At 74.0% G+C, this 22,406-nt stretch carries 21 protein-coding genes; 8 read left to right on the top strand and 13 right to left on the bottom strand.

Features of this window, described 5'->3' with window-relative positions:
• The first annotated feature begins 131 nt into the window (after window positions 1-131).
• On the top strand, window positions 132-2,648 hold the full coding sequence (locus AB0399_RS30535) for a polysaccharide lyase 8 family protein (protein WP_366413542.1): 2,517 nt from the start codon (window positions 132-134) through the stop codon (window positions 2,646-2,648).
• A gap of 466 nt (window positions 2,649-3,114) precedes the next feature.
• Window positions 3,115-5,430 carry a family 20 glycosylhydrolase gene (locus AB0399_RS30540; protein ID WP_366413543.1) on the top strand — a complete coding sequence of 772 codons (2,316 nt, stop codon included), beginning with the start codon at window positions 3,115-3,117 and terminating at the stop codon, window positions 5,428-5,430.
• 111 nt (window positions 5,431-5,541) lie between these two features.
• On the opposite strand, the gene pip is transcribed toward AB0399_RS30540, so the two are convergent.
• Both pip and AB0399_RS30550 read right to left on the bottom strand, forming a co-directional pair.
• The gene (gene pip / locus AB0399_RS30545; RefSeq protein WP_366413544.1) at window positions 5,542-6,501 is read right to left on the bottom strand and encodes a prolyl aminopeptidase; all 960 of its coding nucleotides are present in this window, start codon (window positions 6,499-6,501) and stop codon (window positions 5,542-5,544) included.
• A 104-nt stretch (window positions 6,502-6,605) separates the two neighbouring features.
• A complete protein-coding gene (locus AB0399_RS30550) occupies window positions 6,606-7,343 on the bottom strand; it encodes an SDR family oxidoreductase (protein WP_366413545.1) in 738 nt (245 codons plus the stop codon).
• Window positions 7,344-7,438: 95 nt separating this feature from the next.
• On the opposite strand from AB0399_RS30550, the gene AB0399_RS30555 reads away from it, so the two are divergent.
• The gene (locus AB0399_RS30555) at window positions 7,439-8,338 is read left to right on the top strand and encodes a LysR family transcriptional regulator (protein WP_366413546.1); all 900 of its coding nucleotides are present in this window, start codon (window positions 7,439-7,441) and stop codon (window positions 8,336-8,338) included.
• Window positions 8,339-8,611: 273 nt separating this feature from the next.
• Here AB0399_RS30555 and AB0399_RS30560 read toward each other — a convergent pair whose 3' ends face one another.
• The 8 genes from AB0399_RS30560 to AB0399_RS30595 form a co-directional block, all read right to left on the bottom strand.
• Window positions 8,612-9,019, bottom strand: a complete 408-nt coding sequence (locus tag AB0399_RS30560; protein WP_366413547.1) for a DUF3224 domain-containing protein — start codon at window positions 9,017-9,019, stop codon at window positions 8,612-8,614.
• 68 nt (window positions 9,020-9,087) lie between these two features.
• On the bottom strand, window positions 9,088-10,665 hold the full coding sequence (locus AB0399_RS30565) for an NAD(P)/FAD-dependent oxidoreductase (protein ID WP_366413548.1): 1,578 nt from the start codon (window positions 10,663-10,665) through the stop codon (window positions 9,088-9,090).
• On the bottom strand, window positions 10,649-10,984 hold the full coding sequence (locus AB0399_RS30570; RefSeq protein WP_366413571.1) for a (2Fe-2S)-binding protein: 336 nt from the start codon (window positions 10,982-10,984) through the stop codon (window positions 10,649-10,651). The genes AB0399_RS30565 and AB0399_RS30570 overlap by 17 nt, the downstream gene beginning before the upstream one ends.
• Before the next feature lie 8 nt (window positions 10,985-10,992).
• Complete coding sequence (locus tag AB0399_RS30575) at window positions 10,993-12,219, bottom strand: FAD-binding oxidoreductase (RefSeq protein WP_366413572.1); 1,227 nt, start codon at window positions 12,217-12,219, stop codon at window positions 10,993-10,995.
• A gap of 29 nt (window positions 12,220-12,248) precedes the next feature.
• Window positions 12,249-12,929 carry a GntR family transcriptional regulator gene (locus tag AB0399_RS30580; protein WP_366413549.1) on the bottom strand — a complete coding sequence of 227 codons (681 nt, stop codon included), beginning with the start codon at window positions 12,927-12,929 and terminating at the stop codon, window positions 12,249-12,251.
• Window positions 12,926-13,927: a proline racemase family protein gene (locus tag AB0399_RS30585; RefSeq protein WP_366413550.1), complete on the bottom strand. Its 1,002-nt coding sequence runs from the start codon at window positions 13,925-13,927 to the stop codon at window positions 12,926-12,928. Before AB0399_RS30585 ends, AB0399_RS30580 begins: the two co-directional genes overlap by 4 nt.
• Window positions 13,924-14,829, bottom strand: a complete 906-nt coding sequence (locus AB0399_RS30590) for a dihydrodipicolinate synthase family protein (RefSeq protein WP_329361208.1) — start codon at window positions 14,827-14,829, stop codon at window positions 13,924-13,926. The genes AB0399_RS30585 and AB0399_RS30590 overlap by 4 nt, the downstream gene beginning before the upstream one ends.
• The gene (locus AB0399_RS30595) at window positions 14,826-16,118 is read right to left on the bottom strand and encodes an alpha/beta fold hydrolase (protein ID WP_366413551.1); all 1,293 of its coding nucleotides are present in this window, start codon (window positions 16,116-16,118) and stop codon (window positions 14,826-14,828) included. Before AB0399_RS30595 ends, AB0399_RS30590 begins: the two co-directional genes overlap by 4 nt.
• A 541-nt stretch (window positions 16,119-16,659) precedes the next feature.
• Between AB0399_RS30595 and AB0399_RS30600 the strand changes: the two genes are divergently transcribed.
• Window positions 16,660-17,592, top strand: coding sequence for a hypothetical protein (locus AB0399_RS30600; RefSeq protein ID WP_366413552.1), 933 nt, complete (start codon window positions 16,660-16,662; stop codon window positions 17,590-17,592).
• Window positions 17,593-17,962: 370 nt separating this feature from the next.
• Here the strand turns inward: AB0399_RS30600 and AB0399_RS30605 are convergent, their stop codons facing one another.
• The 3 genes from AB0399_RS30605 to AB0399_RS30615 are packed head-to-tail and all read right to left on the bottom strand — an operon-like array spanning window position 17,963 to window position 20,530.
• Window positions 17,963-19,003 (bottom strand): NAD(P)-dependent alcohol dehydrogenase, encoded by a 1,041-nt coding sequence (locus AB0399_RS30605; RefSeq protein WP_366413553.1) that lies wholly within the window; start codon window positions 19,001-19,003, stop codon window positions 17,963-17,965.
• 20 nt (window positions 19,004-19,023) lie between these two features.
• Window positions 19,024-19,827, bottom strand: a complete 804-nt coding sequence (locus AB0399_RS30610) for an SDR family NAD(P)-dependent oxidoreductase (RefSeq protein WP_366413573.1) — start codon at window positions 19,825-19,827, stop codon at window positions 19,024-19,026.
• 7 nt (window positions 19,828-19,834) lie between these two features.
• Window positions 19,835-20,530 carry a TetR family transcriptional regulator gene (locus AB0399_RS30615; RefSeq protein ID WP_366413554.1) on the bottom strand — a complete coding sequence of 232 codons (696 nt, stop codon included), beginning with the start codon at window positions 20,528-20,530 and terminating at the stop codon, window positions 19,835-19,837.
• A gap of 388 nt (window positions 20,531-20,918) precedes the next feature.
• Between AB0399_RS30615 and AB0399_RS30620 the strand changes: the two genes are divergently transcribed.
• Genes AB0399_RS30620 through AB0399_RS30635 form a run of 4 tightly spaced genes read left to right on the top strand, consistent with a single transcriptional unit; the run spans window position 20,919 to window position 22,390 of the window.
• On the top strand, window positions 20,919-21,437 hold the full coding sequence (locus AB0399_RS30620; RefSeq protein ID WP_366413555.1) for a hypothetical protein: 519 nt from the start codon (window positions 20,919-20,921) through the stop codon (window positions 21,435-21,437).
• Window positions 21,434-21,727, top strand: a complete 294-nt coding sequence (locus AB0399_RS30625; protein WP_366413556.1) for a monovalent cation/H+ antiporter complex subunit F — start codon at window positions 21,434-21,436, stop codon at window positions 21,725-21,727. Before AB0399_RS30620 ends, AB0399_RS30625 begins: the two co-directional genes overlap by 4 nt.
• Before the next feature lie 55 nt (window positions 21,728-21,782).
• A complete protein-coding gene (locus tag AB0399_RS30630) occupies window positions 21,783-22,079 on the top strand; it encodes a monovalent cation/H(+) antiporter subunit G (protein WP_329361193.1) in 297 nt (98 codons plus the stop codon).
• Complete coding sequence (locus tag AB0399_RS30635; protein WP_329361191.1) at window positions 22,076-22,390, top strand: DUF4040 domain-containing protein; 315 nt, start codon at window positions 22,076-22,078, stop codon at window positions 22,388-22,390. The genes AB0399_RS30630 and AB0399_RS30635 overlap by 4 nt, the downstream gene beginning before the upstream one ends.
• The last annotated feature ends 16 nt before the right edge of the window (window positions 22,391-22,406 follow it).

A 22,406-nucleotide genomic window follows, 5' to 3' on the forward strand; every position in this document is an offset into this window, starting at 1 on the left:
GCCCCGGTGCCGGCCCGCCGCCCACCACCTTCCCCACCCCGCGGTTCTCCCGCGGCTCTCCCCTGCGCGCGGCGGTCCCGCGCGTCCCTCGCCATGTCCCTCGCCACCCCATCACGCAGCGGAGGAACACCATGCACGAGAACATCGCTCCACCCGTCAGCCGCCGCGGCTTCCTGACCGCGGCCGCGGTCGCGCTCGGCGGTCTGACCGGCGCGCTCCAACTCGGCCCCGGCGCCGCGGCTTCCACGGCCGCGTCCGCCACGGCGACGTCCGCCACGACCGACGACGCCTACGCCACCTTGCGCTCGCTGTGGGCCGAGATCCTCACCGGCGGCGCGATCGACCCCACCGACGACGCGTACGCCACCGCCCTGTCCGACCTGTCCACCACCGCCACCGGCCTGTGGAACACCCTGGCCGCCGACACCTCCGCGAACTCGCTCTGGCCGGGACAGACCCTCACCGTCCCGGCGAACATCACCGCCGGCCACAAGCAGTTGGCGACCATGGCGACCGCGTACGCCACCCCCGGCACCACCGCCACCGACGGCAGCGGGCGCACCCTGCACGGCGACCCCGCGCTCGGCGCGGCGATCGTCGACGGTCTCGACTTCCTCCACACGCAGGCGTACAACGCCGACACCGAAGAGTTCGGCAACTGGTGGGAGTGGGAGATCGGTGTGCCCGCCGCCCTGACCAGCGCGGCCATCCTGGTGTACCCCCTGCTGTCACCGGCGCAGCTCGCGAACCACCTCGCCGCCGTCGACCACTTCGTCCCCGACCCCAAGTTCAACAAGTACGGCAGCACCCGGTCGACCTCCACCGGAGCCAACCGGGTCGACCTGTGCCAGGTCGTCGCCGTGCGCGGCATCCTCGGCGGCAGCGGCGAACGCCTCACCACGGCGGTCGCCGCCCTCTCCGACGTGTTCCCGTACGTCACCTCCGGGGACGGCCTGTACGCCGACGGCTCGTTCGTCCAGCACACCTACATCCCCTACACCGGCACCTACGGCATGGTCCTGCTGCGCGACCTCGCCGCCCTCTTCCAGCTCCTCACCGGCTCCGGCTGGGCGATCACCGACCCGTCGGCGGCGAACGTGTACACCTCGGTCGACAGTGCCTTCCGGCCGTGGATATGGAACGGGCTGTGCATGGACGCCGTCCGCGGCAGAGCCGTCAGCCGCCCGGCCGAAACGGACTTCGCCGACGGCAACCTCGTCATCCAGTCCGTCCTGCGAGCCGCCGCGTCCGCCCCGACCCCCGCGCAGGCCGACCACTTCAAGAGCCTGGCGAAGGGCTGGATCACCCGAGGCGAGGCGTACGCGCCGTTCGCCGACACCGCGACCGTGCCGGCCATCGCGCTGGCACAGCCGGTCCTCGACGACGCCTCCCTCGCCCCCGCCGCGGAACTCCCCGGGCACGTCCAGTTCCCCGCCATGGACCGGGCCGTGCACCGCCGCGACGGTTGGGCGCACGCCCTCGCGATGTCCTCGGCCCGGGTGGCCCGGTACGAGTCGATGAACGGCGAGAACCTGCACGGCTGGCACACCGGCGACGGCATGGGCTACCTCTACCTGGCCGCCGACCCGAGCCACTACACCGACGCCTACTGGCCGACCGTCGACCCGACCCGGCTGCCCGGCACCACCGTCGACACCCTCAGCCTCGCCGACGCGGCCGGCACCGGGACCCGGCCCACCGCCACCTGGGTCGGAGGAGCGAGCCCGGCGGGCGGGTACGGCTGCGCGGGGATGGACTTCCAGCAGTACGGCTCCACCCTGACCGCCAAGAAGTCCTGGTTCTTCCTGGACGACTCCGTCGTCTGCCTCGGCGCCGGCATCAGCGGCGGAAGCGGAGCCGAGGTGGTCACCACCGTGGAGAACCGCAACCTGCACGAGAACGGCACCAACGTCCTCACGATCGACGGCGTCGCCCAGCCGGGCACGGCCGGCTGGACGAGCACCCGGTCCGTGAGGTCCTGGGCCCATCTGGCGGACGTCGGCGGCTACCTGTTCCCGGGCGGCGCCACCGTGCAGGCGGCCCGCACGTCCCGCGTCGGCGCCTGGAGCGACATCAACACGGTGTCCGGCACGCCCGATTCGCTGACCCGCCAGTACGTCTCCTTGTGCCTGCCGCACGGCACCGCGCCGGCCTCGGCCTCGTACGCCTACGTCCTGCTGCCCGGTGCGAGCGCGGCGGCGACGGCGAGGCGCGCCGCGAGGCCCACCGTCACCGTGCTGTCCAACACCGCCTCCGTCCAGGCGGTCCGGGACAGCGCGAGCGGCGTGACCGCGGCGAACTTCTTCGCCGCGGGCTCCGCCGGCGGCATCACGGTCTCCGCGCCCTGCTCCGTCCTCACCCGGCAGGCCGGCGGTCGCCTGCTCGTGGGAGTCTCCGACCCCTCCCGCGCGGCCTCCACCGTCACGGTCCAACTCGCCCTGGGCGGAACCCTGGTGAGCGGCGACGACGCGGTCACCGTCGCCCGGTCGGCACCGGGCCTGACCCTCGTCGTCGACCTCTCCGGCGCGGCTGGCGCCACCCGGGAGGCCACCTTCACCCTTCACCGGCACCCCGGCCGCCCTGACGCCCAGGCGAAGCCGGCCGGCTCCTCACCCGGCTCGCACCCCTCCCAGCGAAGCGCGCGGTAGCGGCACCGGCCCCGGCCCCCGTTTCGACCGGCGATCGCTTTCAGCCACAGCCGACCAGACTCCAACGCAAACCGACACCCCTTGACGGGACGACAGTCCTACGATGTGGTCTAGTCCACATCCCCGTCAAGGGGTGCGCGGGTGCGGGTGAAGGCCCTCCCTGACGATGCGCACGGTGCGCGATGCCGGGCGGGAATCGACGATGGCGGGCGCCGGTTTGCGCGAAGCTGATCGTTCGGCCGAGTTTTCGCGCGTGTGTTGACACCGGATGATCCTTGCGCTGCACTATCGGCGATCGGATCTGCTGCCGTGGTCCGTAGGCGGGAACGGAGTCCTCGCTCCCGCGCGGAACTCCGTCCGCGATGTTCGTTCCTGTTCGATCTCGATCTCGGTCGCGTGACGCGAACCGTCAGGCGCACAGATGCACCCCCCAACTGCAGCTCCCTCTACCTCCTGTGAGGACCACATGAGAACGCTCAGGCATCTGGTGGCGCTGGTCGCCTCCCTGGCGTGCGCGCTGGCGGTGCTCGTGGTGCCGTCGCTGACCGGCGCGGACCACGCGCAGGCCGCCACCGGGGCGCCGCACACCATCCCGGCGCTGCGCCAGTGGACGGCCGGGACCGGTGCGTACACCTTCGGTGCCACCTCGCGGATCGTCGTCGCATCCGCCTACGCCACCCAACTCGCGGGCGAGGCGGCCACGTTCGCCGACGACCTGGGCAAGCTGGCCGGCCGCACCGTAACCGTGGCGACCGGCACCGCCGCCGCCGGCGACATCGCACTGACCCTCGGCGACTCCTCGCTGCCCGCCGAGGGCTACCGGATGACCGTCGGCGCGACGGTCAGCCTGCAGGGTTCCACCGGCACGGGCGTGTTCTACGGCACCCGCACCGTGCTGCAACTGCTGCGCCAGTCCTCGACGATCCCGGCGGGCACCGCGCTGGACTCGCCGACCAAGCCCGAACGCGGCCTGATGATCGACGCGGGACGGAAGTTCTTCACCGTCGGCTGGATCGAGCAGCACATCAAGGACATGGCCTACCTGAAACTCAACTACTTCCACTTCCACCTGTCGGACACCTACGGGTTCCGGCTGGAGAGCAGCACCCACCCGGAGATCGTCGCGCCCGACCACTACAGCAAGCAGGACATCAGGGACATCCTCGCGGTGGCCGCCGAGTACCACGTCACGGTCGTGCCCGAGATCGACGCCCCCGGCCACATGAACACCATCCTGGCCGCCCATCCGGAACTGCGGCTCACCAGCAGCACCGGTGTCGCGAGCAACGAGTTCATCGACCTGTCCCTGCCGGGCACCTACGCCCTCATGCGGGATCTGATCAACGAGTACCTGCCGCTGTTCCCCGGGCCCTACTGGCACATCGGCGCCGACGAGTACGTCACGGACTACAGCCAGTACCCCCAACTGCTGACCTACGCCCGCGCCCACTACGGTGCCACCGCCACCGCCAGGGACGCCTACTACGGCTATGTGAACTGGGCCGACTCCCTGGTCCGGGCCGGCGGCAAGACCGCTCGCATGTGGAACGACGGCATCAAGTCGGGCGACGGGACGGTCACGCCGAACGCCGACATCATCGTGGAGTACTGGTACGACTACGGCCTGACCCCGCAGCAGTTGGTCGACGCGGGCCACACCGTCGCCAACGACTCCTGGACGCCCACCTACTACGTGCTGGGCGGCGACAAGCCCGACACCCAGTGGATGTACGAGAACTGGACCCCCGACACCTTCCAGGGCTCGAACACCGTCAGCGACCCTGCCCGCAACCGCGGTTCGCTGCTCCACGTCTGGTGTGACAACCCCACGGCCGAGACCGAGGACCAGATCGCCTCGGGCATCATGTACCCGCTACGGGCCCTCGCCCAGCAGACCTGGGGGTCGCCCGAACCCGTCAGCACCTATGCCGGGTTCACCGCGATCATCGCCGCGGTCGGCCACAACCCGGCCTGGCCGGCGGCCACCGAGAGCGACCTCGCGCTGGGCAGGCCGACCACCGCGTCCAGCACCGAGACCAGCGCCTTCCCGGCGAGCGCGGCGACCGACGGCGACGCCGGCACCCGCTGGTCGAGCGCCTACAGCGACCCGCAGTGGCTCCAGGTCGACCTGGGCTCCCCGACGGCCGTCAGCCGCGTCGTGCTGCGCTGGGAGAGCGCCTACGGCAAGGCGTTCCAGATCCAGGTCTCCGACGACGCGACCACCTGGCGGACCGTCTACTCCACCACCACCGGCACCGGCGGGGTCCAGGACCTGACCGGTCTGACCGGCTCAGGACGCTACGTGCGCGTGTACGGCACCGCGCGCGGGTCCGCATACGGCTACTCGCTCTACTCCTTCGAGGTGTACGGCGGCCGGTTCAGCGGCACCCACGTCCTCACCACGGCGGGCAAGGCGATGGACGACCCGGGCAGTTCGGCTGCCGCCGGCACCCGGCTGATCACGTGGACACCGGGCGGCACGGCCAACCAGCAGTGGCAGCTGACCTACCACACCGACGGCAGCTACTCCCTGGTCAACGGCTCCTCCCACCTGTGCGCCGACGTCGACGGCGGATCGACGGCGGCCGGAGCGGCCGTCCTGCAGTGGACGTGCACCGACGCCGACAACCAGCACTGGACCGTGACCCCGCGCAGCGGCGGCTACGCCCTGGTCGCCAAGAAGAGCGGTCTGCTGCTGACCACCGCCTCCACGTCGGACGGCGCCCTGCTGACCCAGGAGGCGGACACCGGTTCACCGCTCCAGCTCTGGCAGATCGCCTAGGGCCGGTCGAGGCGGGGGCGGCGGGGGCGAGACGAGGAAGAGACGGACGACGAGGACGGCACCGCCGGACCGATCACGCCGGGCGGTGCCGTCCGTGCCCCGAGGCCGGGATCAACGGTCCTTGAACTCCTCGATGGCCGCGCGGACCGTCGCCCCCAACGCGTCGCTGCCGGCGTGCCCGGAGTCCTCGATGATGTGCAGCCGCGCGTCCGGCCAGACCTTCGCCAGCTCCCACGCCGTCTGCACCGGACTGCCCGCGTCGTGCCGGCCGTGCACGAGCACCGCCGGGATGCCGGCCAACTTGTGGGCGTCGCGCAGGATCTGGTCCTCCTCCAGCCACGCGCCGTGGCTGAAGAAGTGGGCACAGATACGGACGAACGCGATCTGCGCGTCGATCTCCCGGTCGCTGTACATGCCGGGCTTGCCGTTGGGCTCGTCGGAGACGATCGCGTCCTCCCAGGCGAGCCAGCCGGCGGCGCCCTTCTCCCGTACCGCCCGGTCGGGGTTCTCCATCAGCCGCGCGTAGGCCGCCGTCAAGTCGCCGTCGCGCTCGTCCTCGGGGACGCCGTCGCGGAACCGGTCCCACGCCTCGGGGCGGAACCGGCCGGCTCCCCGGTAGAGCCAGTCGATCTCGGCGTGGCGGGTCGTGGTCACCGCGGGGATGACCATCTCGGTGACCCGGTGCGGATGTTGCTGGGCGTAGGCCAGGACGAGGGTGGCGCCCCAGGAGGCGCCGTTCAGCAACCACCGCTCGATGCCGAGGTGTTCGCGCAGCCGCTCCATGTCGTCGATGAGGTGCTGGGTGGTGTTCAGGCTCATGTCCGCCGCGGGGTCGCTGGCGTGCGGGGTGCTGCGCCCGCAGTTGCGCTGGTCGAAGCGGATGACGCGGTAGCGTTCCGGGTCCCAGGCCCGGGTCGGCCGCCGCATCGCGCCCGACCCCGGGCCGCCGTGGACGACGAGGGCGGGCTTGCCGTCGGGGTTGCCGAGCTGCTCGTAGTAGAAGCGGTTGCCGTCCCCGGTGTCGAGAAAGCCGTGTTCGTACGGATCGGTCGGAGGATAGAGATCAACCATGGCCGCTGATCCTAGGCGCGCGACCGCCGGCCCGTCCCGGGCATTGCCCGATACGGACCGGCGGTCAGCGGCGGTCAGCGGAGGTCAGCGGAGGTGGGCAGCGGTCACCAGGGGATGACGCCGTCGTCCTCGAAGAAGGAACCGGTCGGTCCGCCGTCGGGCAGGGTGGCGAGCCGGATCGGCGTGGCCGCGCCCTGCGCGGGGGTACGGGGCCCCGCGAAGCCGGTGAAGTCGGTCGCGACCAGGCCCGGGGAGGTGGCGTTGATCAGGATGCCGGTGCCGGCGAAGTGCCGGGCGTACTGCACGGTGACGGCGTTGAGGTACGACTTCGACGGCGCGTAGGCGGCCATGATCGGGCCGACGTCGATGTCCGGGTCCGCCTGCAAGCTCAGGGAGCCGACGCTGCTGGAGACGTTGACGATGCGCGGAGACGTCGAGCGCCGCAGCAGCGGCAGCATCGCGTTGGTCACGCGGATGACGCCGATGACGTTGGTCTCCACGACCGCGCGGACCGTGTCGAGGTCGAGCGTGGTCGGGTCCTGCACCCACCCCGGCCCGGTCTCTCCCGAGATCCCGGCGTTGTTGACCAGGGCGTCCAGGTGCCCCGCCTGCCGTTCGACCAGCCGTACGGCGTCGCCGACGCTGCGGTCAGCGGTCACGTCCAGCGGTACCCCGAACGCGTCCACCCCCGCGGCGCGCAGCTTCGCGACGGCGGCCTCGCCCCGGGCCGCGTCGCGCGCCCCCACGCCCACCCGGTATCCGAGGGCGCCGAGCCCGGCCGCGATCTCGTACCCGATTCCCTTGTTCGCGCCGGTCACCAGCGCGATCCTCGTTTCGCTCATGCCGCCGATGCTCGCTCCAGGAGGTCTCGCGCGGCCAACACCGATACGGTGCCCTGTCATACCTGGTAGGTATCACCGGAGGTACGGTGGGGGACATGGACACTTCCGAGACCGGGGCCACCGTGGAGAGCCGGGACACCTTGGAGACCCGCGAGTTGAGGTACTTCACGGTCGTCGCCGAGGAACTGCACTTCGGCCGCGCCGCCGAGCGGCTCGGCATGGCCCAGCCGCCGCTGTCCCGGGCGATCCAGCAACTGGAGCGGCGCGTCGGCGTCACCCTCCTCCAGCGCAACCGCCGCGGTGTCCGCCTGACCGGCGCCGGCGAGGTGCTGCTCGCCGAGAGCCGCGCCGCCCTCGACGCGGTCAGCGCCGCCACCCGCCGCACCCGTCGCGCCGGCGGCGCCGACCGTCCCGGCGGCCCGCGCACCCGCCTGGTGCTGGCGCTGAAGGCCGCCGGGTCCCACGAACTGCTGCAGAGACTCCTCGACGCCTACGCGGCCGAGCCCGACGCCGCCGAGATCGAGGTGCTGCCCTGCGGGATGTGCGAGCAGGCGGAGCTGCTGCGCGACGGCCGCGCCGACGTGGCGCTCATGCACACGCCGTTCAACTCCCTCGCCGGGTTCGACAGCGAGGAAGTGCTCACGGAGGGGCAGATCGCCATCCTGCCGGCCAGGCACCCCCTCGCCGCACGCACGACGCTGACCCTCGCCGACGTGAGCGACATCCCCGACCTCCCGCTCGCCCGCTGGCCCCGGCACGGCAGCTACCCGCCCGGGCCCGGCCCCGAGATCCACGACCAGACGCAGCTGGCCCAACTGATCGCCCTCGGGCGGACGACGGCCGTCTTCCCCGACTCCGCCCGCGCCTGGCTGTGGGCCGAGCACGCCGCCGTCCCGCTCTCCGACGCGCCGCCCGTCGTCACCCACCTCGCGTGGCCCGCGCACAGCCGCTCCCTCGCCCTCGCCGGGCTGGTCCGCACGGCCACACAGCTGTGACCGGTCCCGGGGCCGGCGACACCCGTCCGACGAACAGCGCCGGCCCGCCCGTCAGGTGCCCCGGCGCCGCGCAGCGGCGGAGGCGAGCCGAGCCCCGGCGATCCGCTGGGTGGCCCGGTGCTCGAACCGTTGCTGCCGGTGCGGATCGGCTTGCCGGGCTCGCGTGACTGTCCCGGCGTCCGAAGGTGGCGTGTAGCGCCCGCTCACCTTGTCGCGGGCGTGGCGGGCTCTTGCCGGTGGGCTTGCCGCGTGCCCGGCACCGGCGGCAGCCGGTCAGTCGAGCTGGTAGTCGAACCAGATGCGATGCGTGCCGTCGGCGTCGACGGCCAGCCCACCGGCGCCGGCGATCCCGGTCAACTCGCCCGTACCGCTGGCGGGCACGAGGGTGAAGAACTCCGCCGTGCGGTCGCTGCCGGACGTCGAGGCCGAGTGCACGAAGTTGAAGGAGCCCTGCTTGCCGTGCAGCGAGCCTTCGAACGACTCCATGGCCACGTAGGTGCCGCCGCCCGCCGCCTGGTCGAACGCGGCAGTGAACAAAGTCGCCGAGCGGCCGGCGACCTCGCCTTCGAACTGCTTCTCCATCGTCGCCACACTGACCGGAAGCCCGGTGGAAACGGCCGGGTCGGGCTCCAGCCCGGTCGGGACGAACGCTTTGACGGTGAAGGTTCCCTTGGCTCTCATGCGCCGACCGTACCGGGGCGGTCCGACAATCCGGGCCGGACCCGAGGCGGCGTCGTCGGCCGCCGCCGTCATGGACCGTCCCGCCCGGCAGGACCGTCGCCGGCCCACGGGTCCTTGCCGGTCCGGCCCTCGGCCGTGTCCTCGGCCATGTCCTCGGCCGCGGCGGCGAGTTCGCCGAGGGGTACCGGGACCGCGGGGGTGCGCCCGGAGAGCGGGCGCAGGTCCTGCGCGGTGGTCCGGCGCCCGTCGAGGCAGGCCGCGATGCCCGCGGTCGCGAAGCCGCAGACCCGGCCCTGGCACCAGCCCATTCCCGGCCTGGCCAGCATCTTCAGGGTGCGCGCGTCCGTCGCGCCGAGGTCGTCGTGGGCCTGCCGCAACTCGCCGTAGGTGACCTCCTCGCAGCGGCACACCACGGTCGAGTCCGCCAGCCACCGCGGCCAGGAGGCCGGCACCGGATAGGTGCGGTGCATGGCACCGGCGAACCGCCGGCCCCGCCGGACCCGGGCCTGGAGGCGCCGGATCGCGGCCGTACCGACGGTGCCGCCCAGCGGGCGGCCGAGCGAGGCGGCCAGCGCGAGCGCGCCCAGCCGGCCCTCGCAGACCGACAGCGCGGCCCCGCCCACTCCGGTGGCCTCGCCGGCCACGTACACGTTCCCGACGCTGCTGCGTTGCAGGGCGTCGACCTCCACGACCAGCGAGCCGTCGACGTCCTGGCGGGTCGACGCGCCGAGCATGAGCGGCAGTTCGAGCGAGGGCGTGAAGCCCCAGCCGAACGCCACCAGATCCGCGGCGGTCTCCCGTCCGGGTCCGGCCGGCCGGCCGTGGCGGTCCACCCGCACGGTCCGCACCGCCTCGACCCTGCCATCGCCGAGGACCTCCTGCACGACGGTCCTGCTCCGGTAGGGGATGCGGCGCCGCGCCAGGGTCGCGGCGTACTGCGCGGCCTCGACCCCTTTGCTCGGCGCGGACACCGCGCCGAGCGGGTCGCGCAGCCAGCCGAGCGTGGCGTTGGCCTCCACGACGGCCGCGACCCGCGCGCCGGCGTGCGCGAGGCCGGTGGCCACCGGCAGGAGGAACGGCCCGGTGCCGGCCACGACAGCGCGCCTGCCGGCGAGGGTGCGGTGCCCCTTGAGCAGCGCCTGGACCCCACCGGCCGCCATCACCCCGGGCAGATCCCAGCCGGGGACGGGCAGTTGGCGGTCGTAGCCGCCCGGGCACAGGATCAACGCGCGGGCGACGACGCTCTCCCGCCCGGCAGCCGTATCCGCGGCCCTCGCCTCGGTCGGCACGGTGGGGGACAGGTGCAGGGTGAACGCCCCGCCGGAGCCGGTGCCGGTGCCGGTGCCATCGCCGTCGCCGTCGCGGGTGGCGAGCCACACCTGACGGCCCGGCAGGTAGCGCACGCGCCCGGTGTCCCTCAGCGCGTACAGGCGTTCGCGCAGGTCGGTGAAGAGCGGCCAGCCGTGGTGCCCTTCGCGGTCCTCCGGGCGAGCCCACCGCTCGTCGAAGTGCCGCCAGTACTGGCCGCCCGGCTGTCCCGCCGCGTCGACCAGGGCCACGTCCAGCCCCGCCTCCGCCGCCTGGACGGCGGCGGCGAGACCGGCGGGGCCGGCGCCGACCACGGCCACGTCATGGGTGTGCGGCATCGCCGTTCTCCTCCCCGTCCGCGTCGTCGCTCTCGTCGTCGCGTTCGCCGTCGGTGTCCCGGCCGGGAGGGTCGTCCTCGCCGGGCTCCAGGGCGTCGCCCAGCCGCATGCCGTCGGCCGCCGGGATCAGGCAGGCGCGTTCGGCGCGGGCACCGTCGATGGTGATCAGGCAGTCGAAGCAGACGCCGATGCCGCAGAACAGGCCGCGCGGACGGCCCGCCCCGCGGGTGGTGCGCCAGTCGAGGATGCCGGCGGCGACCAGTGCGGCGGCGACGCTCTGGCCCGGCTCGGCCGGAACGGAGGCGCCGCGGAAGGTCATCCGGTAGGTCACGGGGAAACCCCCTCGGTGTGCCGGGGTTGCTCGGGGAAGCGGTCGGGGGCGAACGGCGCCAGGCCCAGGTCCGGTCGGGTGCCCGTGAGGGCCTGCGCGATCAGCTTGCCGGTGCCGGCCGCGAGGCCGATGCCGGCGCCTTCGTGGCCGCAGGCGTGCCACAGCCCGGGCGCCCGCGGGTCGGCGCCGATCACCGGGAGGTGGTCGGGGCAGTACGGGCGGAAGCCGTGGTAGGTCCGCATCAGCCGGACCTCGCGCAGCATCGGGAACAGCGCGACGGCCTTGGCCGCGAGCGTGCTGATCGCGGGCAGGGACACCGTGCGGTCGAAGCCGACCCGCTCGCGCGACGCGCCGATCAGGATGGTGCCGCTGGCGGTGCCCTCCACCACCGGCGAGGTCTGCAGGGCGGCGTCGGAATTGGCGACGTCGCCGACGTACTCCGCCGCGTAGACCTTGTGCCGGATCGTCCGCGGCGGCATGGGCTCGGTGACGAGCACGAACCCGCGCCGGGGGCGGACCGGCACGGACACGCGGGCCAGCGCGGCGACCTCGCCCGCCCAGGTGCCCGCCGCGTTGAGGACGGCGCCCGCGGGGAGGTCGCCCGCGGTGGTACGCACCCCGGTGATCCGGTCGCCCGCGCGCAGGAACCCGGTCACCTCGATGCCGGTGCGCACCCGGGCGCCCAGGTCGCGGGCCAGCCGCAGCAGGTGCGCCACCACCAGCATCGGCTGCACCTGGGCGTCCTGCGGGTAGAACGCTGCGCCGGCGAGACCGTCGGACAGGTGCGGCTCGTAGTCGTGCAGGTGGGCGCGGCCGACATCCCGTACCTCGACCCCGCGGGCGCGCTGGTGGGCGCCGAGTTCCCGCAGCGAGGCAAGGCCCTGGCCGGTCGCGGCCACGACGAGACCTCCCTTGGCCTCGAACTCCCAGCGGCCGGCGTGCTCGGCCAGGTCCTCCCGCCAGACGCGCTGCGAGTGCAGCGCCAGGTCGAGTTCGGGCCCGGCCTCCTTGTCGGAGACCAGCAGGTTGCCTTCGCCCGCGCTGGAGGTGCCGCCCGCGAGGGCGCCGCGCTCCACGACGACGACCCGCAGCCCGGCGAGCGCCGCGAAGTACGCGGCCGCCGCTCCGACCACCCCGGCCCCGACGACAAGCAGGTCCGGGCTTCCGGAGCCCGCCGCCGCGTGGACGGCCGTGGCGGGGACGGCCTTCGCGTGGACGGCCATGGCGGGGACGGTGCCCCGGGGGGCGGCGCTCACGACTCCTCCGCTCCGCTCGCCCACAGCCCCCGGACATGGCCGATGTGACGGAGCATCAGCTCCTCGGCGGCCGGCGCGTCGCGCGCCTCCACGAGGTCCATCAACGCGTGGTGCTCCGCCGCCGACGTGCTCAGCCGGCCGCTGCGCAGCAGCGGGGCCAGGCCGAGCAACCGGGTCCGGGTCCGCAGGTCGGACACCACGTCCACCAGGTGCCGGTTGCCGCTGTAGCCGAGCAGGGCCAGGTGGAAGACGTGGTCCGCCCGGACGTAGCCGACCAGGTCGCCGCGGTCGACCGCGTCCACGATGGCCTGGGCCAGCTCCCGCAGCGCGGCGAAGTCCGCCTCGGGGATCACCGGGACGCAGGCGCGTACCGTCGGCGGCTCGATGAGCAGCCGCACCGCCGCCAGGTTGTCGAGGTCCTGCTCGGACACCTCGGTGATCCGGAAGCCCTTGTTCGGCTGGGCGACGACCAGACCCTCCTTGGCCAGGTCCAGCATCGCCTCCCGGACGGGCGTGGATGACACGCCGAAGCGCGCGCCGAGGGTGGGCGCGGAGTAGACCGCGCCCGGTTCCAGCTCGCCGGAGATGACCGCGGCGCGCAGCGCGTCGCGGACGCGTTCGCGCAGCGTCTCGCGCTGGCCGAGGCTCCGCAGGTTCGGGGAGGACGGCACGTTCACAGCAGGAACCCCGCGGGGAAGGGGTCGCTCGGGTCGAGGTGGAACTGCGAGGTGCCGGTGACCCAGGCGCGTCCGGTGATGGCGGGCAGCACCGCGGGGTGCGGCCCGACGGTGGTCTCGCCGAGCAGGCGCCCGGTGAAGCGGGTACCGATGAAGGACTCGTTCACGAACTCCTGCCCGACGACGAGTTCGCCGCGGGCGTGCAGCTGCGCCATCCGCGCGCTGGTGCCGGTGCCGCACGGCGAGCGGTCGAACCAGCCCGGGTGGATGGCCATGGCGTGCCGCGACAGCTCGGCGGTCGAGCCGGGGGCCTTGAGGTAGACGTGGTGGCAGCCGGAGATGTCGTCGCGTTCCGGGTGCACCGGCCGGTCGGCGTCGTTCACGGCGGCCATGACCGCCAGCCCGGCATCGAGCAGGTCGCCGGCCCTGGCCCGGTCGAACGGCAGCCCGAGGTCGGCGAGTTCGACGATCGCGTAGAAGTTGCCGCCGAAGGCGAGGTCGTAGCGCACCTCGCCGTAGCCGGGCACCCGCACGGTGGCGTCCAGCGCGTGGGCGTACGACGGGACGTTCTCGATGGTGACCGCCGTGGCCGCGCCGTCCTCGACCGCCACGGAGGCGGTGACGAGGCCGGCGGGGGTGTCCAGCCGGATGGTGGTCACCGGCTCGACCACCGGCACCATCCCGGTCTCGACCAGGACGGTGGCCACGCCGATGGTGCCGTGGCCGCACATCGGCAGCAGGCCGGAGACCTCGATGAACAGCACGCCGTAGTCCGCGTCCGGGCGGGTCGGCGGCTGGAGGATCGCCCCGCTCATCGCGCCGTGCCCGCGCGGCTCGTACATCAGCAGCGTGCGGACGTCGTCGCTGTTGGCCATGAACCAGCGCCGCCGTTCGGCCATGGTGGCCCCGGGGATCGTGCCGACGCCGCCGACGACGACCCGCGTGGGCATGCCCTCGGTGTGCGAGTCGACGGCGTGGAAGGTGCGGCGGGACCTCACTTGTAGCCCTTGGCGAGGACCGCCTCGGTGTCGGCGGTGATCCGGGCGATCAGCTCGGGCGCCAGCGGCAGCCGCGGCGGCCGGCAGGCGCCGCCCTTGAGACCTGCGATGTCCATCGACAGCTTGATCGACTGCACGAACTCGATCTTGGAGTCCCAGCGCAGCAGCGGATGCAGGTCGCGGTAGACCGGCAGCGCCCGGGCGAGGTCGGCGGGGTCGCCGGAGGTGGCGAGCCGGTAGAGCTCGACGGTGTCCTGCGGGATCAGGTTGGGGTAGCCGGCGATCCAGCCGACCGCGCCGGCCATGCCCAGTTCGAGCAGCACGTCGTCGGCGCCGACGAGGATGTCCAGGCCCGGCGCCAGCTCGTTGATCTGGTACGCCCGGCGGACGTCGCCGGTGAACTCCTTGACCCCCACGATCGTGCCCTCGGCGTGCAACTCGGCGAGCAGTTCGGGGGTGAGGTCGACCTTGGTGTCGATCGGGTTGTTGTACGCCACCACCGGCAGACCGACCTTGGCGACCTCGCGGTAGTGCTGCACCACCGCCTCCCGCTCCGCCCGGTAGGCGTTGGGCGGCAGCAGCAGCAGGGAGGTGGCCCCGGCGGCGGCGGCCTGCTCGGCCCAGCGGCGCGCCTCCAGCGCGCCGTACGCCGCCACCCCCGGCATGACCCCGAACCCGTCGGGCGCGGCCGCGACCGCGGTCTCGACGACGCGGGCCCGCTCCTCCGGGGTCAGCGTCTGGTACTCGCCCAGCGAACCGTTGGGCGTCACCCCGTCGCAGCCGCCGGCCGCCAGGAAGCGGACGTGCTCGGCGTAGGCGTCGTAGTCCACCGACAGGTCGGCGTGGAAGGGCAGGGCCGTGGCGACGTGGACTCCGTGCCAGGGCTTCGTGGAACCGGTCATGCGGGGACTCCTCCTCCTGCGTCGCGCACCATCTGGCCGAGCCGGGTGAACACCCGCTCGTCTTCGCGGACGCCGTCGTGTTCGTACTCGTTGGTGATCCAGGTCTGGAGGTTGCCGACCCGGGCCGCGGTCTCCAGTTGCAGTCCGGCGTCCACGTACATGTCGTCGTGGTAGACGGCGGCGGCGACCGGGACCTCGTTGGCGGCCAGCCGCTCCGGGTCGTACAGCGGCGGCCAGCTCTCCCGCTCGGCCAGCAACTCCACCGCCCCGCGGAACGGGCGCAGTTCGCTGATCTCCTCGAACATCCAGGGGTAGATCATCTCGCCGGTGAACAGCAGCGGCCTGGCGTCCTCGGCGAACCGCGGGTGCCGCGGCAGCTCGGCCTGCGCCGCCCATCCGGTCGGGCCGGGCCCGTGGGCGTAGACGCTCTCCTGGAGGGCCGCGTAGAGCGGGTTGTCGCTGTAGGAGGTCCTGGCCAGCACCTGGTGCAGGAAGGTCGCCGACAACTCGTCGCCGCTCCATGCCTCGTCGAGCAGCCAGTGCAGACGTTCGTGGCCGGGCTTCATCCCGAGGTCGACGCCCAGCGACTGCATCCGCCGGACGGTCAGCACGTCGCCGTCGGGCAGCCGCACCCCGCCCTCGGCCAGCCGGTCGGCGATCCGGGCGACCCGCTCGGCCGCGTGCGGGTAACGCCGGTGGAAGATCGCGTTCTTGGCCTCCACCCGCGGATAGGTGCGCCGGTAGACCTCGGCCGCCGACGGGTCGAGGGCCGGCAGCCCGCCGGTGACGTAGCAACTGCTCAGCCCCTCGGGGGCCCGCGACAGGTACGTCATGGTGAGGAAGCCGCCGTAGGACTGGCCGAGCGTGGACCAGCGCCGGCCGCCGTAGAGGGTCCGGCGCAGGTGCTCGTGGTCGGCCACGATGGCGTCGGCCCGGAAGCAGGAGAGGAAGTCCGCGCCCTCGCGGGCGGTCGCGAACGCGCTCATCCGGCGGCCGTCGATCCGGGTGCTGCGGCCGGTGCCGCGCTGGTCGGCCAGCACCACCCGGTGCGTCCCCAGCGCCACGCCGAGCCAGCCGCTCCGGTCCAGCGGGCGCGGTGCCTTCCCGCCCGGGCCGCCCTGGAGGTAGACGAGGCAGGGCAGGTCCTCGCCGGCCCGAGCCGGATCGACGAGCTCGCGGACGAACAGCTGGATCGTGCCGCGCCCGGGGTCGGACCAGTCCAGCGGCACGTCGACGAACTGCTCGCGCACCCGCATGCCGGGAATGGTGTACGTGATGGCGCCGCTCATGCGGTGGCAGCCCTCCTTCGGCGTTCCCGTCCGGGACGACGGCTCTGACCTGCGCAGACGTCATACGATGCACAAGTAGTATGTGGTATTGCACTGACCATAGAGCCTCCACCCGGCTCGTGGCAACGGTCGGGGCGACGGCGAGGCGTACGGCGGATGCCGCGGCGGGCGGGAACCCCCGGGCCAACGGTGCGCGGTTGCCGGTGCGCGGTTGCCGGGCCCACGCGGCGGGTACGGCGCGGGTGCGCATCGGACGAAGGTGCACAGCGAACGCAACGGGGTGGGGCGATGAAGGACCGGCCTTCCCGGAAGGGCGGCCGACCGCTGGACGTGTTCTCGCAGCGGCGGAGGATGGCGAAGTACACCGACCCGGGGGCGCACATGAGGGCCGCCCCGGGCCGGGACGCGTCGTTGCCGGTCCACCACACGAGGACGTCGGTGCCGCCGACGGGTCCGTACGGCGGCTGAGGCCCTCCACCGGCGGCGCCCCGTGCACCCGGCCGCCGCCGGCCTTCCCGCAGCGGCCGTCTACGCTCGCGCCATGCAGCGCAGCGACGTCAGGCGGGACGACGGCACCTGGGTGGGGCTGTCCCTGGATGTACGGGATCGCGACCTGCCGGGGCTGCGCGTGTTCAGCGCCGGGACGCGGCTGCTGGTCGCCCAGCGGTCGCGGCCCGTGCTGCTCGCCGTCGTCCAGGAGCGGTTCCAGGGTGTGGACTTCTGGCGCACCGACGCGTACCGCTCCTTCGTCCCGCCGCTGCGCGCCGATACGGGGCGCGCCCTGGCGGGCCGTCCCGAACGGTGGGCCCACCGCTTCGCGCGGTACCTCGCCGACGCGGCGGACAGCCCACTGCACGAGGGCAGATGGCTGCTGTCGAGCGAAAGTCCGCTGCTGCGGTGGCGCCATCCGGGCGCCTCGCACGCCCGGTACTGGGGTTCGGTGCTCGTCGACGGCCATCCCGACGGGTACATCGACTGGTTCGTCCACTCCGGCTCGTGGGAGGTCCTCCCGCTGCGGCCGATGCCCGGCGCCGAGGACAGCCGGGTCAAGGCGTACCGCAAGCAGGCCCGTGAAGGGACGCTGCCACCCGTCCTGCTGTGGTGGGTCAGCGGCCTGGACTGCCACCTGATCCTGGACGGTCACGCGCGGCTGGCCGCGGCCGTCGCCGAGTCCGTCGAACCTGCGCTGCTGCACGTGCACCGCACGGTGCCCCGCGACGACCTGGCCGCGCGTACCGACGAGGCCGTGGACTCCTACGCGTCCGAACTGGCCCGCTTCGCCGAACTGCGCGCCGTCCACGGCCCCGCGGTCCCGGACGGCGCCGCCACCGCCGGCCCGCGGCTCGCCCGCCACCTGCACGAGCTGCACACCGCGCACCAGCCGACCTGGGCGTGGCCGCTGCCCGGCGGGGAGACGCGGTGGGCTCGCCTCGTACGCGAGGCAACCGCGGGCCGGGAGTGGCCCGTTGCCTGAGGAGCGGACGCACCGGGGCCACGACGCGCAGCAGAAGAGCACGGTTCAGCGCCATGACGCGCAGCCGAAGAGCACCCCGGCGGCACCGCGTCGCCCGACCTGCGGCCGGTCGACGACCCGCACCGCGCTGGTCCTCGCGCGGCGGGAGGAGGACGGCACGCGCGCCTGCCGAGGTGTGCGGCAGTGCGGCGACCGGCACCTCTGGTCGGGCTGGAGCGATCGCCCTGACGAGGCGTGGGAGTTCTGCCCGTACCTCGACCGCTTCGGCGCCCGAGCGGGTGACGTGGGCGTCGCCGGTGATGCGGTGGCGTCGTACCAGCCGGGCCCCGGCGGCACCCGGGGGCACCGGGGGCCGCCGGGGCGGGAGCGGTCAGCCGTTGGGGAGGATGGCCGCGCGGCCGTTGACCGTGCCGGCGTGCAACCGCTCGTACGCGCGCGGCGCCTCGTCCAGGGAGAAGGTCTCCGTGTGGACGGAGACCGCGCCGGCGCGGGCCAGGGCCAGCACCTCCTGGAGCTCCGAGCGGCTGCCCCAGTACGGAGCGCTGACCGAGACCTCGAACGGCATCGCGCCGAACCCGACCGGCAGCGTGCCGCCGCCGATGCCCACGAGGGACACCTCGGCCTCCACCCCGGCCACGGCCCCGGCGATCCGGACGGTGGGCGGGGCTCCGACGAAGTCGAAGACCGCCTGCGCGCCCAGCCCGCCGGTCAACTCGCGGACGGTGGCGGGCGCGTCGTCGTCGGAGAGCACCGCCTCGTGGGCGCCGACCCGGCGGGCCAGCCGCAGCTTGTCCTCGCTGACGTCCAGAGCGACGATCCGGGCCGGGCTCAGCGCCCGCAGCAGCTGGATCGCGGTGTGCCCGAGGCCGCCGGTGCCGATGACGACCGCGGTGGAGCCCGGAACCAGCTTCGGCAGCGCCCGCTTGATGGCGTGATACGGCGTCAGGCCGGCGTCGGTCAGCGGCACCGCGGCCACCGGGTCGAGCCCCTCCAGCGGGACGAGGTGGCGCGGGTCGTCGACAAGAAGGTACTCGGCGATCGCGCCGGGCGCGCCCAGGCCCGGCGGGCGGATGCCCAGCTCGTCGGCGCGCAGGCAGTAGTTCTCCTTGCCCTCGGCGCACTTGGCGCACCGGCCGCAGCCCCACGGGCCGTAGACGGCGACGGCGTCGCCCTCGCGGACCCCGGTCGTGCCGGCGCCGAGCGCGGCGACCGTGCCGACGCCCTCGTGGCCGAGGGTGAGCGGCAGCGGATACGGGAAGCTGTCGGCGGGCCAGCTCATGACGGCGATGTCGCTGTGGCACACGCCGGCGGCGGTGACCTTCAGCAGCACCTGGCCGGGACCGGGCTCGGGGTCCGGCACGGTCACCACCTCGGGGGCGGCGCCGATGGTGCGGTATTGCAGTGCCTTCACGGTGATCTCCTCTCCGAGGGTCAGACGGCGGTGTAGGCGCCGTCGACCAGGTGGTAGCTGCCGGTGACGAACGAGGCGCGGTCCGAGAGCAGGAACGCGATCAGCTCCGCGACCTCCTCGGGCCGGCCCAGCCGCCCCGCCGGGTGCAGCGCGACCAGCGCGGCCCGGGCCTGCTCGTCCATCCGGTTCAGCAGCGGGGTCTCGATGAAGCCGGGGCCGACCGCGTTGACCCGGATGCCCCGGGCGGAGTACTCGGCGGCGGCGGTCTTGGTCAGCCCGACCACGCCGTGCTTGGCGGCCACGTACGCGGGCGAGCCGGCGAAGCCGACGGAACCGAGGATGGAGGCCACGTTGACGATGGCGCCGCCGCGGCCGGCGGCCTCGATGGCGGGCAGCTCGTGGCGCAGGCAGTAGAAGACGCCGTCGAGGTTGGTGCGGATGACCCGGTCGTACTCCGCGATGTCGTACGCCCCGGTGGGCGCGCTCGGGCCGCCGATCCCGGCGTTGTTCACGGCGAGGTCGAGGCCGCCGAAGGTCTCGACGGCGAAGCGGACGGCCGCCTCGGCCGAGTCCGGCCGGGTGACGTCCAGCGCGGTCGCCGCGGCCTGCCGCCCCTCGGCGGTCAGTTCGGCGGCGGCCTTCTCGGCGCCCGGGACGTCGAAGTCGGCGATGACGACCCGTGCGCCGCCGGCGGCCAGCCGCCGGGCGGTGGCCAGGCCGATGCCGGACGCGGCCCCGGTGACCAGGGCGGTGCGGTCCGCGAACTCGGCCGCGTCGGCGGCGGGAGCGGGGGAGGGGGTGGTGGTGCGGGAGGTGGTGCTCATGGTGGTCTCACTCATCGGTAGTGCGTGGTTCCTCGGTGGTGCGGTGGGAGGCCGCGGAGGCGACTTCCCAGGACAGGGCGTCGTACGCCCGTTCCACGAGGTCGGCGAGTTCGGTGCCGGCCCCGTCCTGGTGGTCAGGACCGCGCGCCCAGGCGCGCAGCCCCGCGGTCAGCACGCCCGCCGCGGCCTCCACGACGACGGCCGGGCGCAGGTCCCGGAGGTCGTCGGTGCCGAGGCGGTCGGCGATGATCCGGGTCGACTCGTCCTGGGCGTCGACCCGGATGCGCTCGTACGCGGCGAACAAGGTGGGCTCCTGGTCGAGGAGGCCGATGATCCGGCGCATCTGCGGGCGCAGGTGCGCCGCGGGCGTGTGCGGGTCGGCCAGCCAGGCGCGGACGGCCCGGCGGTAGGCCAGCAGCGGCGGTTCGCCGGCCGGCCGGGCGCGCAGAGCCGCGTTGATCCGCTCGCCGTCGTCGCGGACGAAGCCGAGGGCCGCGTCCTCCTTGCCGGTGAAGTACCGGCTGAAGGTGCGCCGCGTGACGTCCGCGCGTTCGGCTATCGCCTCCACCGTGGTGGCGGCCAGACCCCGTTCCAGGATCAGCTCGACGGCGGCGGTGGCGAGCGCCTTGCGGGTGCGGCGCGCCCGCAGCAGCCGCCGGTCCGCCACGGCGGTGCCACTCGGTACTGCTTCCTCGGCGTCCATGCCTTCGACCGTACGTCCGGATGTCCCGGTGGGACATATTTCCCGATGAGACATATGTCCCACCGGGACATCTGAGAGCTGTCGCGGTCGCGCGGGGCGCCCGGGAAGCCGATACCGCCTGGACGTCAGGCGCCGTGAACGGCCTCCGCTGCCCGTCCGTCGCCCCGCCCGCACACCGGAGCGCGCGTCCCCGCTCCGGTGGCGCGGCCCAGGTGTGTCCGCCGCGCAGCCGGGAAGACGGGTCGTCGCGCGGCTGCCGAGGTCCGCCGGGTGCCGCTGTTCGGGTGGTGTGCGGCGCGGCGGCGGTCCGCGCCGGAGGCCGGTCCGGCCGGGCTTCGAGAATGGACGGCACGGCGGGAGCGGGCGTCAACGGCGGGAGGCGGCGGGCATGGTGCGCACAGCGGTGACCGAGGTCGCGGCGTGGTGGGTCGTCATGGTCGCGCTCACGGTGGTGCTGATCAGCTCGGTCGGACCTGTCGAGCTGGCGGTCGCCGCCGTGGCCGGGCTCGGCGCGGCGTTCGCGGCCCGGCGGATCAGGCGGGCGGTACGGCTCGGGCGGCCGCGCGGCCGCGGAGTTCCCCGCGCGCTGGCGGTACTGCCCTGGTCGCTCGTCCGCGGCGCCGCCGTGCTGGCCCGCGACACGTGTGCCGGCGGGAGGCGGTCGGGCGCGGTGCGCCGGGTCGTGCTGCGTCCGGGCACCGGAGCCGGTTGGGCGGGGCTGCTGCTGGCCGCTTCCGCGGACACGTGCGTCCTGGGGACCGGCGAGGACGGCGACGAGGAGAGCGCGGAGAAGGGCGGGAACGGCGACGGCCCCGCCCCCGGGGTGCGGGTGCACGCCCTGCGCCGCGAACCCGGCGCGGTGGAACGCGCGTTCGGCGGTCCAGGCGGCCTCGGCGGTCCGCGGTGAACGCGTGGACGGCCGCGGCCCTCGTGCTGCTCGCCGGCGCCGGCCCCGCGTGCCTGTGGGTCGCCGCGTCCGGCTCCCCGGTGCGGCGGCTCGTCGCGCTGTCGTCGCTCTCCACGGTGGTGGGCGCGGTGTTCCTCGTCCTGCCGCAGGGCTACGACCGGTCGTCGTACCAGGACCTGGCGCTGGTGCTGGCGGTGCTGGCACCGGCCGGGACGCTCGTCTTCGCCCGTTTCGTCGTGGGGGAGGGGAGCGACGCCCCCGTGGAGGAGCGGCACCGATCCAGCGACTGAGAGGACAGCAGGACATGGTGGGACTTCGGTACGACACGTCCGCGGTGGACCGCGGATGACCGCCGGTCACGTGGTGGCCCTGGCGCTGCTGTGGGCGGGCGTGGCCTGCGTGCTCCTGTCGGCGCTGGCCCTGGTACGGCTGAAGGGAACGTTGATGCGCCTGCACGCGCTGGCCGTCTCGTCCTGCCTGGGCGTTCCGCTGATCGCGCTCGCCGTCGCCGTCCAGCAGGGCCCCGGACGCGCGGCGGTCAAGACCCTGCTGATCGGGCTGCTGTTCGCGGCCGGCGGCACGGCCGGCACCATCGCCGTCGGGAAGGCCGCGTGGGAGTCCGGCGAGGGGGAGCAGCGGTGAACACCGCACTCATCGGCGTCGCGCTCGGCTTCGTGGTGGTGGCCGCCACGCTGGCGGTGCTGTGCCGCGAGCCCGTGCGGCAGGCGGTGCTGCTGGGCGTCCTCGGACTCGGCCTGGCCGTGCTGTTCGCCGTGCTGCAGGCACCCGACGTGGCGCTGTCGCAACTGGCGGTCGGCACCGTGCTCACACCGCTGCTCATCCTGCTGACGGTCCGCAAGGTCAGACGCCGCTCGGTGGCCGACGCCGCGAAGCCCGCCGGCGGCGGGTCCGGGCCCTGCGACCAGGGACCGCGGGGCGGGACCGGGTCGTGAGTCCCCGGGCACGTCT

The organism is Streptomyces sp. NPDC088194, assembly GCF_040702025.1.
Taxonomy (GTDB): Bacteria; Actinomycetota; Actinomycetes; order Streptomycetales; family Streptomycetaceae; genus Actinacidiphila.

What these genes read in the sequence shown, in the direction of transcription:
- AB0399_RS30535 (WP_366413542.1), top strand. Translation starts at nt 132, where the DNA reads ATGCACGAGAACATCGCTCCACCCGTCAGCCGCCGCGGCTTCCTGACC.
- AB0399_RS30540 (WP_366413543.1), top strand. Translation starts at nt 3,115, where the DNA reads ATGAGAACGCTCAGGCATCTGGTGGCGCTGGTCGCCTCCCTGGCGTGC.
- pip (WP_366413544.1), bottom strand. Translation starts at nt 6,501, where the DNA reads ATGGTTGATCTCTATCCTCCGACCGATCCGTACGAACACGGCTTTCTC.
- AB0399_RS30550 (WP_366413545.1), bottom strand. Translation starts at nt 7,343, where the DNA reads ATGAGCGAAACGAGGATCGCGCTGGTGACCGGCGCGAACAAGGGAATC.
- AB0399_RS30555 (WP_366413546.1), top strand. Translation starts at nt 7,439, where the DNA reads ATGGACACTTCCGAGACCGGGGCCACCGTGGAGAGCCGGGACACCTTG.
- AB0399_RS30560 (WP_366413547.1), bottom strand. Translation starts at nt 9,019, where the DNA reads ATGAGAGCCAAGGGAACCTTCACCGTCAAAGCGTTCGTCCCGACCGGG.
- AB0399_RS30565 (WP_366413548.1), bottom strand. Translation starts at nt 10,665, where the DNA reads ATGCCGCACACCCATGACGTGGCCGTGGTCGGCGCCGGCCCCGCCGGT.
- AB0399_RS30570 (WP_366413571.1), bottom strand. Translation starts at nt 10,984, where the DNA reads ATGACCTTCCGCGGCGCCTCCGTTCCGGCCGAGCCGGGCCAGAGCGTC.
- AB0399_RS30575 (WP_366413572.1), bottom strand. Translation starts at nt 12,219, where the DNA reads ATGGCCGTCCACGCGAAGGCCGTCCCCGCCACGGCCGTCCACGCGGCG.
- AB0399_RS30590 (WP_329361208.1), bottom strand. Translation starts at nt 14,829, where the DNA reads ATGACCGGTTCCACGAAGCCCTGGCACGGAGTCCACGTCGCCACGGCC.
- AB0399_RS30595 (WP_366413551.1), bottom strand. Translation starts at nt 16,118, where the DNA reads ATGAGCGGCGCCATCACGTACACCATTCCCGGCATGCGGGTGCGCGAG.
- AB0399_RS30600 (WP_366413552.1), top strand. Translation starts at nt 16,660, where the DNA reads ATGCAGCGCAGCGACGTCAGGCGGGACGACGGCACCTGGGTGGGGCTG.
- AB0399_RS30610 (WP_366413573.1), bottom strand. Translation starts at nt 19,827, where the DNA reads ATGAGCACCACCTCCCGCACCACCACCCCCTCCCCCGCTCCCGCCGCC.
- AB0399_RS30615 (WP_366413554.1), bottom strand. Translation starts at nt 20,530, where the DNA reads ATGGACGCCGAGGAAGCAGTACCGAGTGGCACCGCCGTGGCGGACCGG.
- AB0399_RS30620 (WP_366413555.1), top strand. Translation starts at nt 20,919, where the DNA reads ATGGTGCGCACAGCGGTGACCGAGGTCGCGGCGTGGTGGGTCGTCATG.
- AB0399_RS30630 (WP_329361193.1), top strand. Translation starts at nt 21,783, where the DNA reads ATGACCGCCGGTCACGTGGTGGCCCTGGCGCTGCTGTGGGCGGGCGTG.